Here is a 13361-nt window from a genome sequence, read left to right as displayed (position 1 = left end):
GTCTTGCACCCACCCTTTACCCCACTCTTCATCGTATAAAACATAATAATATCATATATATAGGTAAGAGTGGGTACAGTTTAGGGTGGGGTATACCCCCCGGCGGTACTTTTGAAGCGATTTTTCCCGAGCAGTTACGCGCGCGGGAGCAGGACTGGGGTTTCTCTGATCAAAACCTTAAATGCCAGAAGGAGGATCAACATGGCATCAAAAACATCCACCCAGACGACCCGTATGTCTGGCAGACGCGTACGCATCGTCACCCGCGTATCGTCGACCGGCACGAAGGTGACCGTCACCGACGCGCCACCGGAGGAATGGGAGCTGCAAGCGGCGCAGGTACGAGCGCTCCGCGCTATGCCGGAGTACGGCAAGGAGTTCTTACTGGCTGGCGACATGAATGCGGAGCGCCGCGGTCCAAAAGCGCGCTTCAAAGCTGTCGCCACAGGCATGACTGCGGGCGAGCCAGATCTGCGCATCTACGTGACCGGCGGCCGGCTGCTCCTGATCGAGAATAAGGTCGGCAAGGGGCGCCTTACACCGGAGCAGGTCAAGCGGCATGAAGATCTCCGCCGGCTGGGCTTCACAGTTGAGGTGCTACGGGCCGTGTCGACGACGGATGCGGCCAGCCAAGCGGTAGCGCTGGTTCGGGTCTGGCTGTCTACCGTCACCGGTGAAAAGCTGGCGAGCGCGGCGTGAGCAGGCGGATAAAGAGCGCCGAAGAATCTGCGCGTCGGGAGAGCGCGAAGGCAAAAGCAGCGGCATACACGCTGGTTGCTGACAGCACGGCGCCACGAGATCCGCGTCTCCAAGGCGAACACTATCGCCGCCACCTTATCGATGCGCATCGAACGATCGAGACACTGCAGGGTCGTATCGCCGAGTTGGAGCGGGAGCGAGACAAAGCCAAGGCTGCCAGCGATTATGCGTTGAGCCTATCGGTGACCAGGAGTGCGGCCAACGAAGCTGCGCTCGGCGCCTTCCGGTTGGCACGAGAGAAGGCTGCTCTCCTGATGGAGGGACCCGATGATGAGCCAACGCCACGGAGCGAAGCAATCCGAGCAATCCCTGACCCAAAGCCAAAATGGAGCTGACGAATGACCATAGCGCGTGATTTTTCCAAGTTGGCCGAAATGTTGGCCGAACAAACCACAGCACCCGTTGCTACCAAGCCGAAGGTGGTCAAGGTCCGAAAGGCAGCCAACGACAACAAGCCCGCTGGCGACGTGCTGGCGTGGCCCGCGCTTGAGCGTCTAGCCTATCGAGGCGACAAGGTGCGGCTGCGTGCGCTTCGCCACTGGCGTGACCTGTCCTTCCCTCGAGACACGGTCGTCGAGGCTGATGACCAACTCTATGAGCCGGAAGTAGCCATCGAGATCAGACCCTCAGAGGCCGAGCTGCTTGGAGCCGTCGGCCGCAAGGTTACCGGCCGCGAGCGGTGGGATCACACGGGAGAGATGGCCAACACGTATGACGATGCCGAGCCTCCCGAGGTATCGTACAGCACCAATCGTAGCGGATCGCTTGACGCTCGCATCGGCAGCCTTGCGTTCCGCGACGGCGAACTGCGCCAGTGGGGCGTGACCGCTAAAGGACGTCCGCTACAGCCAGACGAGCGCCGTCGTGGCGTCAAGGGCGGCCAGGTGAAAGCCGGTCGTAGAGAGGCCGAGGTTTGGTCATACCTTGCCTTGAAGGGTGCTATCTCGCCACTTCACGCTGAGCCCTATCAAAAACCCTGCATAGCTCATCCGGTCGACGGGCATCCGGTCAGGTCGGAAGTTTTAGAGGCGCGCAAGATCCTCGAGGAGATGGGCGTCGATGGTAGCGTTCCCTTCGATCGGCTTCCGTCATCGGCAGTCCGGTGCCCCGACGCCATTGTGCCAGGGCCGCAGTGGATCGGTGGCGTGAAACAGCCGAAACCGACTGCGTCAAAGCCGGCAGGCAGGGAGCCGGACTTCGTTCGGCACGTTGAGACGGCCGACTACGTTGACCACCTGCGTCATAGGCTCGGCGACCACGCGAAGGTGCTGGACTTGGCGATTACCGATACGACAGCTTTGAACATCGGCTTGGCGATGGGCCTCGCGCAGGCCTATGCCGCAAAGCGCGGGGCGGCGCTGATTGACAGCGCGCTGGACAAGCTGATCGAGCTTGATGAAACAGCGCGTGGCGATTTCGGAGTGGAAGAAAAGAAAATCGCTGCCTGATGTCCAGTGAACCACCGGTTCCCATCGTATCTTAGTGAAGGGATTGATCCCAACGGCACCTTCGGGTGCCGTTACCATTTGAGGCGCCGTCAAACGCGGACGCGTGAAGCTCGCGAGTTAGATCGGGCCCGCCTCAAACCTACAGCCTGCCAAGTCGAGCCGATATCCGGACCTTGGCGGCGATCATTGACCAGCAAAAATACGGCACTTTGGAAAGGTGCAACGGGTTCGATGCCCGGCCATGCTTCGGCATGAGCAAGCCTACCTGCTGGCATACATGAGCATCCTGGTCCTCTGAGCCTGCATCCGCACCGGGTCTCGTACCGTGGCTGATGTGAGCCTATGCCCAACATCCTGAAGCAACAGGAGGGCGCTGCTGACGAGCAGTGGCTGGATGCACCTATTCGCAGGACCGGCCGTGGACGCGTAAGCCCGGATACCCAAAGGCACACCGTATGGGCGCCGCCTGCTTATTCACTCCCCATTGCCTGGCGCTGCCTCCTCCGGCGACTGGCGATCACGCGGCTGCTCCCTTGCGATGCGAGGTCGAGCAGCCGCTTTTGTTTTCGTTACTGAAGGGGTCGCCAATTGACGAACACAAAGACAAAGGGCGATGCGACTGAGGCGATTGTGCTGGCTCACCTGGTAAGGCGTGGCGAAGCTGTGCTGTTGCCGTTCGGAGATAACCAGCGCTACGATATGGTTGTGCACAAGCGCGACGGCTCATTTGAGCGCATTCAATGCAAGACGGCGAAACTCAAAGATGGCGTAATCACCTTCTGGTCATGCAGTAACAACGGCTTCACATTCGAGAAAAAGACCTACGCTGGTGAAGCAGACGTGTTCATGGTGCATTGCCCAGACAATGACAAAGTCTATCGCGTCCCAGTAGGTGAGGCGAACCAAAAGAACGTGTCGCTACGAGTTGATGCGCCCAAGATAAAGTCCCCGACGGTTCGTTGGGCGTCTCAGTATGAGTGTTAGTCAACCAACTAAATCCGATGCCCGCTCAGAGGAAGCCGAGCGCTATCGCCGTCTCTATCGAACGGCCCGATGGCGCGGCCTGCGTAGGTATCAGCTCAGCATCCATCCACTCTGTGAGTGGTGCCTGGAACGCGAGGATGTGACCGAGGCAACGGAAGTCCACCATGCCGTTCCACATCGCGGGAACATGGAGATCTTCTGGTCGGGCCCGTTCGTCTCGACATGCAAGCCATGTCACGCCTCTCGAGGGCAGATGGAGGACAATGGGAAGGCCGTCGTCCGATATGGCGCCGATGGATGGCCGATCTAGGCCGGGAGGGGGCATTGTTGCCTTTAAGCAACACGTCCCTTGGGAACCGGTCATGGGCATTCATGCGCATTTTTCCAATTCAAATGTTGGGGGTAGCCGATGGCGAGGCCGCGGACACCGAAGGCGAAAGCCGAGGTTACCGGGCAGGCAGTTGTCCGGCGTAGAAAGTTTGAAGACCGCACCGAGCCTGCTGTGTCCGACACCGTCGGAGAGCCACATGAATGGCTAACTGAGCACGGCAAATTGGCGTGGAGAGAGATTTCATCTGAAGTGCCCTGGCTGAATTCAAGCCATCGTGGACACTTGGCGATCGCTGCGAACATTCGCGGCAGGATGATGAAGGGTGATGATGTTGGCGTTCAAGCCATGAACCTTCTCCGCCAGTGCTACGGACAGATGGGCGCGACGCCGGCTGATGCCAGCAAGGCTGGAGCTAAACCGGATGGCGAGAGCAAAGACCCAGCCGACGAGTTCTTCAACGACTAAGGTATCGGTGCCGAAAAAGCGCGTTCCCAAGGCGAAGAAGGAAGTCAGCAATCTTCCAGCGTATTTCGACCCGAAATACCCAATCGGACCTGTCGACGAGTATGCCGAGAAGGTGCTCAAGGGAGAGATTGTGGCGGGCCCGCATGTGCGGAACGCCTGCCGCCGTCATCGCGATGATCGGTTGAATGGGCCGAAGCGAGGGATCCATTGGGATCCTGAGGCGGCAAGCCGTGTTCTGCGGTTTTTCCCTGCTGTATTGCGCCTCAATGGCGGTCAGTTCGAGGGGCGGCCGTTTCATCCTCACCTTTCGCAGCAGTTCAAGATCGGGTCGATCTTCGGCTGGAAGCGCGTCGAGTCAGACGGCGCGGTCCTGCGACGGTTTCGACGCGCCTACATCGAAGAGGGAAAAGGCAACGGAAAGTCGCCCTTGGCGGCAGGCATCGGCCATTACTGCCTGACCTCGGACGGCGAGGCGGCTGCGGAAATCTACGCGGCGGCAGCCAACAAAGACCAGGCATTTGTGCTCTTTCGAGACGCGGTCGCGATGTATGAGCAGTCGCCGGCACTCAAGTCGAAGTTGACGCCATCGGGTGGCAACCCGGTCTGGAACCTGTCGTATCTGAAAAAGCGGTCGTTCTTCCGGCCTATTTCTCGCGAGGGTGCGCACTCTGGCCCGCGTCCGTACATCGCCCTTTGCGACGAGATCCATGAGCATCCTGATGGCAAGGTCATCGAGATGCTCGAGCGAGGCTTCAAGTTTCGCCGACAGCCTCTGCTCTTCATGATCACGAACTCCGGTTCTGATCGCAACAGCATTTGCTGGGATGAACACCAGCATGCCGTGAAGGTAGCGGCCGGTACGCAAACGCCAGACGACGACTTCACCTACGTGGGCGAGGTCATCGACGACACGACATTCTCGTATGTTTGCGCGCTCGACAAGGATGACGATCCGTTTACGGATCCGACCTGCTGGCAGAAGGCTAACCCGCTCTTCGGCGTCACGCTGAAGCACGATTATCTTGCCGGCGTCGTCAATCAGGCGAAAGACATTCCGTCCAAGCGAAACGGCATTCTCCGCCTGCATTTTTGTGTATGGACGGAAGCCGATACGGCTTGGATACCACGCCCTATCCTTGAGAAGGTGATGGCGGACTTTGATCCGTACACCGAGCACAAGGGCAAGAAGATCGCATCGGCGGGGTTGGACTTGTCAGGCGCCAAGGATTTGACGGCGGCAGCTTTCACTGTCGAGACTGGCACCAAGCGCATCACGCGTGAAGACGGCACAGAAGCGGATCTTCCGACTTACGACCTCTGGATTGAGGCTTGGACGCCTCGCGACACGATGGACGAGCGATCGAAACAGGATCACGTTCCGTATCGCCTTTGGCTCGATCAGGGGTACATCAATGCGCCAGAAGGCGCCCGCATTCGGTACGACCATGTTGCTGCACTATTCGCTCGCCTCAACACCGAGCACGGTATCAGCGTTTTGGCTTTTGACCGCTATGCATTTGATAAGTTCGAGCAAGAACTGGATGACTACGGCGTTGACATCAAAACCGTAGCCCATCCGCAGGGCGGCAAGAAGCGCGCAAAACCTGACGAAGCCAAGGTGCAGGCGGCCAAGGACGCTGGGCAAGAGCCTCCGCTGGGCCTCTGGATGCCGGGATCGGTCAGCGCGCTGGAAACTCTCATCCTTGAGGAGCGCATCCGGCTGCGGAAGTCGCCGGTGTTGCTTGGCGCGCTCATGGGTGTCGCAATCGAAACCGATCCCCTCATGGGCAATCAGTGGTTCTCCAAGAAGAAGTCGACGATCCGTATTGACCCGGCCGTAGCTGCGGCAATGGCGGTTGGTGCGGCGGTTGATGGGTTCGTGGAGCATAAGCCAGTAGCTTCTCCGTGGGACGACCCGGAATTTACACTCAGAGAGGCGGCATAATGGCCCTGAAAGACTGGTTCAGTCGCCTAAACGCGGCCAAATCGCCAGAAACTCGTGCAACTATCGAGAATCCTACGGTTCCCGTCAGTGCAGAAAACTTCATGGCGTTCTTTGGCGTGAACTCCGCCAATCTGCCATCGGTAACGGTCGACACGGCGCTGTCTGTGCCTGCTGTGTGGGCGGCTGTCGCCTTTCTATCGCGTACGCTCGCCGCCATCCCGCGCCACGCGTATCGCGACAGCAAGACCGGCCCGAAGCGCATAAGCGGCAAGCTGGAAATCGTGGTCAATCAGGCGCCGAACGACAACAGCGGCTCCTTTGCGTTCTGGCAGTGGTTCTGGCAGCAAGTTTTCACCCACGGTCGCGGCCTGGCATACATCGAACGGACGCCCCAGGGCATCGACTCGCTGTGGCCGATGGATCCGACGAAGACGACGGTGAAGCGTGTCGGCCTGAAGATCTCGTACGAGTATGAGGGAAGAACGTACGACGCGGCCGACGTGATTGACGTTGCTTTCATGCGTCGGAGTTGCGGCCTGAAGCACTACGGCCCGATCGCGCAGGCATCGAAGGCAATCCAGCTCGCGATTGCCATGAACGACTACGGCTCGAACTTCTTCGCGGGCGGCGGTGTGCCGCCCCTGGCGCTGGAAGGCCCGCTGCCGGCAGGCGCCGAAGCAATGAAGCGCGCGCAGGCGGACATCAAACGCTCTGTCGATGCGGCCAAGAATGCCGACGAGCCGATCTTCCCAATCCCGGCCGGCTATAAGCTATCGCCGGTCGGTATCGATCCAGCCAAGGGGCAGATGATCGAGGCGCGACGCTTCCAGGTGGAAGAGATTTCGCGTGCCTATCAGCTGCCGCCGGTGTTTCTGCAGGATCTGACACGGGCGACGTTCAGCAACGCCGAGCAACAAGACTTGCACCTCGTGAAGCACCTTATCGGACAGTGGGCCAAGGCGCTCGAAGACGAGATCAATCTCAAGTTCTTCGGTCGTGGCACAGCTGGGCGGTACGTGGAGCACAATCTCGACGGGCTTCTTCGCGGTGACTTCAAGAGCCGCATGGATGGCTACGGCGTGGCGATTCAGAACGGCATCAGGACACCTGATGAGGTTCGCGCACTCGAGAACCTTCCAGCGATGGGAGGTGAAGCCGAGAAGCTTCACATCCAGGGCGCGACTGTGCCGCTTGGCTCACAGAATATTGGTCATAACGGCGGGCCTCCGCTCGATGACAACAACGACGGGGCCAAGGCCGCATGACAAAAGACATCGAGAAACGCAGTCATATTGGTAGCGTCGAGCATCGGGCGGCTGACGACAAGCGTACGCTTGTGGGTTACGCCGCCCTGTTCGAGCGCCTAGCTGACATCGGCAGCTATTTTCAGGAGAAGATCGCACCCGGCGCTTTCGCTGAGGCGATCGACGGCGACATTCGCGCTCTGATCGACCATGACCGTGGTCGCGTGATTGGTCGCACAAAGGCCGGGACGCTCCGTTTGCAGGAGGATGGGACTGGTCTCCGCGTTGAGATCGATGTTCCAGACACCACGGACGGAAACGATCTGTGGGTGCTCGTCGAGCGCGGCGACATCAGTGGCATGTCCTTCGGCTTTCGCGTCACCAAGGAGACCTGGGACGAGACGGGCGCCATTCCGGTACGGACCATCGAGAAACTCGAGCTGATCGAGGTCTCCGCTGTTGCGTGGCCGGCATACGAGGACACGACGCTTGCCAAGCGGTCTCTCGACGCTGCCCGGGCCGATCACCGCAATGCCGCTCGTCGAGTAGCTGAACGTCGTGCAGCGAGCGAACAGAAGTTTCGAGGCATCCGGTCACCAACTGGTGACGGGCAGGGCGCCTCGTAGTCACCCGGCTACCCGCCGGAGGGCCGGACAAGACGTCCTGCCAACATTAACCTCACCACATCTTTTGGAGACCAGAATGGCAACTCTTACCGAGCTTCAGGAGAAGCGCGGCCGCCTCGTCACGCAGGCACGCGAAGCACTTAACGAAATTCAGTCCAACACCGATGAAGCCCGCTCCGCTGAGCTCGAATCTCGTCATGACCGGATCATGGCCGACTTCGACCAGGTCGAGCGCAACATCGAGCGCGAAGAGCGTCAGGCCGCGCTCGAAGCTCGCTTCGAAGAGCGTGCGCGTAAGGATCGCGAAAACCGCCGTCCTGGTGCAGGTACCGAAGACCGCGGCAGCGGCTCCGACGCCGGCAACGAGCTCTCCTACCGCTCCGTATTCCACAAGTTCATCGTCTCCGGCGCTGATCTTGCTGCTCTTGAGCCAGAAGAGCGCGCTGTCCTGAAGGCAGGCGTTCAGGTCCTCGACGAAAAGCGCGCACAGTCGTCCGCCACCGGTGCGGCTGGCGGATACACTGTTCCTACTGAACTTGCTGAAGTCCTCATCAAGTCGATGAAGGCATGGGGCCCGATGTACGATCCCGCCGTGACCGGCGAGTTGAATACCTCGACCGGCGCCGTTATCCAGCTCCCGACGATCGATGACACGTCTGGGACGGCCACCGCCCATACTCAGGGCGCCGACATCGTCGACGACGGTTCCGCTGATGCGACCTTCGGTCAGAAGCAGCTCGAGGCGTACGTCTACGACACGAAGTTCATCAAGTTCTCGATGGAGCTCGCGCAGGACAGCATCTTCAATATGGAAGCGCTGCTTGGCGATCTGCTCGGCGAGCGCATGGGCCGTCTTGCCAACCTGCAGCTTACCGTCGGTACCGGAACTAACGCTCCCAACGGTGTTGCAACCGCTTCTACCCTCGGCAAGACCGCTGTTTCGGCAACGGCGATTGCGTCTGACGAAATCATCGATCTCGTCCACTCTGTCGATCCCGCCTACCGCCAGGCGCCGAAGGTCGGCTTCATGTTCAACGACCAGACGCTTGCATCAATCCGCAAGCTGAAGGACGGTCAGGGCAACTACCTCTGGCAGATGGGTGACGTCACCAAGGGCCAGCCCGGCACGCTGCTGAGCTATCGCTACACGATCAACCAGGCAGTCGCATCGATCGCCACCGGCAACCGCTCGGTTCTGTTCGGTGACTTCGGCAAGTACTTCGTCCGCAAGGTCGGTTCTCCGGTCATCGGCGTACTGCGCGAGCGCTTCTGGCCGAACCTCGGCGTTGCCGGCTACATCCGCTTCGACGGTGAGCTCGGCGATACCGCTGCGATCAAGCACCTCAAGCAGGCTTAACAATCAGCGGGCTGGCTTCGGCCGGCCCGCCTTCTCCTCGGGAGGCGACATGTTCTTGAAAATGACAGCCGGACTGTCCGGCCCACTGTTTAACTTGGCGCCTGGCGACCAGCACGAATTTGACACGGACGAGGCGGAGCGCCTGAAGGCAGCTGGCTTCGCTGTAGACGCCGAGCCCGCAGTGCCGGCTCCGGCAAAGACCAAGAAAGGCAAGGCGACCGATGTGGTATCCAGCGAAAGTGATGGATCCGGCGTCGACGGAGCCGGTCAGTCTTGATGAGGCGAAGCGTCGGCTTCGCATCGGGTTTAACGACGACGATAACGACATCGAGCTGCTGATCTCATCGGCCAGAGACCACGCCGAGAAGTACTGCAATGTGCTTTTCGCTGAGCGGAAGGTAGAGATCAAATGCGACTGCTGGAGCGATATGGCGCGTCTGCCCGTCGCACCCGTGAATTCGGTCGTCAGCATCGAGTATGTCGACACTGCTGGCGCCAGCCAGACGGTCGATGCTTCTGTTTATGAGCCTCGCCTTGAAGGGCTGGAGCCTTCAATAGTTTTGGCATACGGCAAGCAGTGGCCGGTTATCCAGAGCGGATCACGGATCACGCTGACCGCGGTTGCCGGCTATGAGGCGGCTCCTCCAGCGGTAAAGCACGCTATTCTTCTCCACATCGCCGACGCATACGAGGTGCGCGAGAACGCGGCCGAGGATGGCTGGTCGGCCTTCGACGCTCTTCTGTCGAACTTCCGGCGCGGATAGCGCCTCATAAGGAACCATCATGGCAGCAATCTCTATCACGCCGGCGAATGTCGTCGCCGGCGCCAATGCCACGCGCGATTCAGGCACTGCTGGTGAGGCAATCACAGCGGGCCAGACCGTGTATCTGTCGTCGACGACAAACCGCTGGATGCTGGCAGACACGAATTCGCCTACTGCAGAAGCTCGCGTCGCCAAGGGTATCGCGCTCAATGGTGCCGCGGCCAATCAGCCGGTTGCCGTCCTCAAGGATGGCGACCTGACAATCGGCGCCACTCTCACCAAGGGAGTTGGCTACTACCTCGGCGGGGCGCCCGGCTCGATCGTGCCAGTCGCTGACCTGACAACCGGCGATTACACGTGCTTCCTTGGTATCGCCAAGTCGACGAGCGTTCTCGCCGTTAAGATCCAGTCCGCAGGCGTAGCGCTGTAACATGTGGATCAAGTTTACGTCGAGCTACTGCTGGGAAGCGACGCCTGCCGTAAACGTGGTTTTCAAGCCAGATGGCGGCCCGCTCAAGGATGGTCGCTATTCGGTGACACGGGCTTGCGCTGACGCGGCCACCGAGGCGGGCGTAGCAACGCCATGCCAGCGGCCGAAAGGCAGGTTCTGATGGCAAAGCCAACCGGCGCAGGCGCGATGCGCGAGAAGATCGACTTTCAAGTCAAGATCACGTCGCCCGATGAATACGGCAACGAGCAGACGGAGTGGCGTACTCAGTTCACCACCGCAGCCCGCCTCACGCCCTTGAAGGGCAGCGAACCCGTCATCGCCTCGCGATTGGCTGGAGTTCAGCCCTACATCATCAGTATCCGCAGCTGCGTGGCGGCCAGAGCCGTCACCACTGCATGGCGAGCGGTCGATGCGCGCAATCCATCGCGGATCTTCAACATCACGTCAGCGGCCAACGTCGACGAGCGCAATGCTTACATCGATATGATGGCAACGCAGGGAGTGGCGACCTGATGGCGCTGAAAGCGAAAATCTCGGGCAGGGCAGAGCTTACCAGAAACCTGAGAGCGTTCGTCCCGAACGCCTTGGTCTATGCGGCGGACGCCAACTATCGGATTGCCGAAGAGGTCGCCGACAAGATCAGGGAAGTTGCTCCGCGTGGCGCGACACTCGAGTATGCAGAGGCGATCCACGGCGACTTCGTGAAGCATCACCCCGGCGCTCTGGATTTCAGTGACAACCCGACCAAAGACAAAGATGCGGCCGGGCTGTTCGCGCCTTACATCTGGCGCTTTTTGGAGTGGGGTACGGCGCCGCACAACACTGCGGCAGGTGGCGGCACGGTGAAGGGCAGATCGGCGTTCTCTGAGGGCAAGGGAAACCTGCATCCTGGCACAGCGGCCCAGCCGCACATCTACCCGACATGGCGCAGCTTCAAGGCAACGGCGGTGAAGATCAAACGCGCCGCTATCGCAAAAGCAATTCGCGAATTCAATCGGATATAGTCAATGGCTGCAGCAGAGCTTGAACTACAAGGCGCGATTGTCGCGCGCCTGAAGGCTGACGCTGCCTTGACGGCGCTTGTCGGTGGGCGCGTTTACGATCAGCCGCCGAATCCAGTCACGTATCCATACGTGGCCATAGGAGAGGCGCAGACGCTGCGCAACGATGCGACATGCATCAGTGGTGGCAAAGTCTACCTTACCCTTCATGGATGGTCGACTGCGGTCGGCTACCCAGAGGCGAAGAGGATCGCGGAAGCCGTAGCGGAAAGCCTTCATCTGGCGCCGTTAACGCTTCCGACCAATCATCTGATTTCACTCATGCATCGTCAGACGCGGACGTTCCGCGACGCTGACGGGCTGACCAGTCACGCAGTGATCGACTTCGTGGCATCGGTGCGCAAGCCGTTCGCTTAGCGCCATCAACACACAAACACAAAGATAGGCCGCCTCGTCGGCAAAGGAGTCACTATGGCAGATGGCGAACAGCTCGGCAGAACCCTACTCATCAAGGTGGGCGATGGCGCTGATCCCGAAGTATTCAGCAACCTGTGCGGCCTGAAGGATCGAAGCTTCGATCTTTCCGCCAATTCGGTTGATACCACCAAGCCGAGCTGCACCAATCCCGGTGGACCGGTGCAGAAGACCGGCCGCCCGGGCATCGTCAGCCGAACCTTCCAGGGTTCCGGCACGTTCGTGTCCAGCGCTGCAATGAAGGCGTTCATGACTAACGTCATCAATGCGACCGTCTTCAACGCGCAGGTCATCGTGCCCGGCCTGGGAACGTTCGCCGGCCCGTACTTCGTCACGAGCTTCCAGGCGAGCGGCGACATGGAGAATGACCTGCAGTTCAGCGCGACCTTCGAAGCGGCTGCTGCGCTCGTATTCACGGCGGAGGCATAATCCATGGCTAAAGAGGAGAAGGTATTTCCGCTGGCTGTGAACGAAGCGCGCGGTGAAACGGCGCTTTGGGTCGCGGACGTCCCGCTAGTTCTGGCGGCCGAGATCGGCCGCCTGTCGGCTGTGTCGACCCGCCTGCAGTGCAAGTCCATGAATGACCTGTTCCTGCGTCTGTCGGGGGTTGAGGCGGCTGCGACGCTCGCTGCTATTGAGCTGCTGACCGTCAAGGGCAATGCACTCGAGGCGATCACCAAGATCAAGCTGAAACACTTCCCGGCCTGCGCTGAGGCGTTCTCCGCCGTCCTCTCGCATCACTTCGAGGGTGACGAGGGAAACGCGGAAGCCGTCGACGAGGCGGCGTAAAGAAAGAGGAGCCGTTCCCGTGGCGGGAGTGGCTGCGGATCGGGACCGGCGGCCTGAAATGGCGGCCGGCCGACTTCTGGGAAGCGACCCTCACTGAGTTCTTTGCGGCCATCAACGGCCACAACGAAGCACAAGAGCCAGAGCAGAAGCATGAGGGTGGTCCGACGGCCACCGAGATGGCTGAGCTCATGGCGAAGTATGGATGATCCGATGACTAAACTAGACGGCGCACCTGTTGTTGGAATGGCAGAGTTCCGCCGTCTAGCGGAAGTCCACAATTGGGTCGAGGCGGAGGAAATTCCGACCGAACCCCTGATCCTACGTGATGGCAGCGCGCTGCAAAGGGCGCGTCCCGGTCGATTGTTTGTCAGGGACGCCCACCAGAACGTGGTGGCTGTGGCTAATCGATGCCAGGCATAGGCGTGTTCACGGCGATGCGGGCCGGTGCTTGTAGTTGTCCGCCTAGGAATACGAACTCCACCACATCCCCGCTTTTTAACCTCAGGCGCTGTTCAGTCTGCGATTCCAGCATATCGAGAAAGTCGACGATCTCCAGTCCGACAAGAAAGCCATCGGCTCTGCGGATGTTGGAGTTTCCAGTCACCGTGATCTCATAGGTCACATCGATCTCGCGATCGCCGAGCAAGATCTGCCCGTCATCCTTGTAACGGCGTAGCACGCTCTTGAGCATATTTTCTCCCTTAGCCCGCCACCACGCGGGCT

At 60.0% G+C, this 13361-nt stretch carries 17 protein-coding genes and 1 pseudogene; 17 read left to right on the top strand and 1 reads right to left on the bottom strand.

Annotated elements, in window-relative coordinates:
- The first annotated feature begins 201 nt into the window (after positions 1–201).
- The 17 genes and pseudogenes from J5286_RS14640 to J5286_RS14560 form a co-directional block, all read left to right on the top strand.
- Positions 202–699 carry a VRR-NUC domain-containing protein gene (locus tag J5286_RS14640; protein ID WP_209190989.1) on the top strand — a complete coding sequence of 166 codons (498 nt, stop codon included), beginning with the start codon at positions 202–204 and terminating at the stop codon, positions 697–699.
- Between the two features lie 398 nt (positions 700–1097).
- Positions 1098–2207, top strand: a complete 1110-nt coding sequence (locus J5286_RS14635) for a hypothetical protein (protein WP_209190987.1) — start codon at positions 1098–1100, stop codon at positions 2205–2207.
- Positions 2208–2795: 588 nt separating this feature from the next.
- Complete coding sequence (locus tag J5286_RS14630; protein ID WP_209190986.1) at positions 2796–3191, top strand: group I intron-associated PD-(D/E)XK endonuclease; 396 nt, start codon at positions 2796–2798, stop codon at positions 3189–3191.
- A 502-nt stretch (positions 3192–3693) separates the two neighbouring features.
- On the top strand, positions 3694–3987 hold the full coding sequence (locus J5286_RS14625) for a hypothetical protein (RefSeq protein ID WP_245206039.1): 294 nt from the start codon (positions 3694–3696) through the stop codon (positions 3985–3987).
- The gene (locus J5286_RS14620; RefSeq protein ID WP_209190982.1) at positions 3944–5932 is read left to right on the top strand and encodes a terminase large subunit; all 1989 of its coding nucleotides are present in this window, start codon (positions 3944–3946) and stop codon (positions 5930–5932) included. Before J5286_RS14625 ends, J5286_RS14620 begins: the two co-directional genes overlap by 44 nt.
- A complete protein-coding gene (locus J5286_RS14615; protein WP_209190980.1) occupies positions 5932–7197 on the top strand; it encodes a phage portal protein in 1266 nt (421 codons plus the stop codon). The genes J5286_RS14620 and J5286_RS14615 overlap by 1 nt, the downstream gene beginning before the upstream one ends.
- On the top strand, positions 7194–7802 hold the full coding sequence (locus J5286_RS14610) for an HK97 family phage prohead protease (protein WP_209190978.1): 609 nt from the start codon (positions 7194–7196) through the stop codon (positions 7800–7802). The genes J5286_RS14615 and J5286_RS14610 overlap by 4 nt, the downstream gene beginning before the upstream one ends.
- A 76-nt stretch (positions 7803–7878) precedes the next feature.
- A complete protein-coding gene (locus J5286_RS14605; protein ID WP_209190976.1) occupies positions 7879–9159 on the top strand; it encodes a phage major capsid protein in 1281 nt (426 codons plus the stop codon).
- A 49-nt stretch (positions 9160–9208) separates the two neighbouring features.
- The gene (locus J5286_RS14600) at positions 9209–9436 is read left to right on the top strand and encodes a hypothetical protein (protein WP_209190974.1); all 228 of its coding nucleotides are present in this window, start codon (positions 9209–9211) and stop codon (positions 9434–9436) included.
- Positions 9402–9923, top strand: a complete 522-nt coding sequence (locus tag J5286_RS14595) for a head-tail connector protein (protein ID WP_209190972.1) — start codon at positions 9402–9404, stop codon at positions 9921–9923. The genes J5286_RS14600 and J5286_RS14595 overlap by 35 nt, the downstream gene beginning before the upstream one ends.
- Positions 9924–9942: 19 nt before the next feature.
- Positions 9943–10353 carry a hypothetical protein gene (locus tag J5286_RS14590; protein WP_209190970.1) on the top strand — a complete coding sequence of 137 codons (411 nt, stop codon included), beginning with the start codon at positions 9943–9945 and terminating at the stop codon, positions 10351–10353.
- Between the two features lie 180 nt (positions 10354–10533).
- Positions 10534–10887 (top strand): head-tail adaptor protein, encoded by a 354-nt coding sequence (locus J5286_RS14585; protein ID WP_209190968.1) that lies wholly within the window; start codon positions 10534–10536, stop codon positions 10885–10887.
- Entirely contained in the window at positions 10887–11378 is a 492-nt protein-coding gene (locus tag J5286_RS14580) for an HK97 gp10 family phage protein (RefSeq protein WP_209190966.1), read from the top strand. The genes J5286_RS14585 and J5286_RS14580 overlap by 1 nt, the downstream gene beginning before the upstream one ends.
- Before the next feature lie 3 nt (positions 11379–11381).
- A complete protein-coding gene (locus J5286_RS14575) occupies positions 11382–11792 on the top strand; it encodes a DUF3168 domain-containing protein (RefSeq protein ID WP_209190965.1) in 411 nt (136 codons plus the stop codon).
- 54 nt (positions 11793–11846) lie between these two features.
- A complete protein-coding gene (locus J5286_RS14570; RefSeq protein ID WP_209190962.1) occupies positions 11847–12278 on the top strand; it encodes a phage tail tube protein in 432 nt (143 codons plus the stop codon).
- A 3-nt stretch (positions 12279–12281) separates the two neighbouring features.
- On the top strand, positions 12282–12638 hold the full coding sequence (locus J5286_RS14565) for a hypothetical protein (RefSeq protein ID WP_209190960.1): 357 nt from the start codon (positions 12282–12284) through the stop codon (positions 12636–12638).
- Positions 12639–12664: 26 nt separating this feature from the next.
- Positions 12665–12844, top strand: a pseudogene (locus tag J5286_RS14560) (phage tail assembly chaperone); the annotation flags it as partial.
- A gap of 194 nt (positions 12845–13038) precedes the next feature.
- On the opposite strand, the gene J5286_RS14555 reads toward J5286_RS14560, so the two are convergent.
- Positions 13039–13329: a hypothetical protein gene (locus tag J5286_RS14555; RefSeq protein ID WP_209190958.1), complete on the bottom strand. Its 291-nt coding sequence runs from the start codon at positions 13327–13329 to the stop codon at positions 13039–13041.
- Positions 13330–13361: the final 32 nt, after the last annotated feature.

It is taken from the genome of Rhizobium sp. 16-488-2b (genome assembly GCF_017741815.1).
Lineage (GTDB): Bacteria > Pseudomonadota > Alphaproteobacteria > Rhizobiales > Rhizobiaceae > Rhizobium.
The sequence above is the reverse complement of the archived record's forward strand: the minus strand, read 5'-3'. Positions and strand labels throughout refer to the sequence as shown.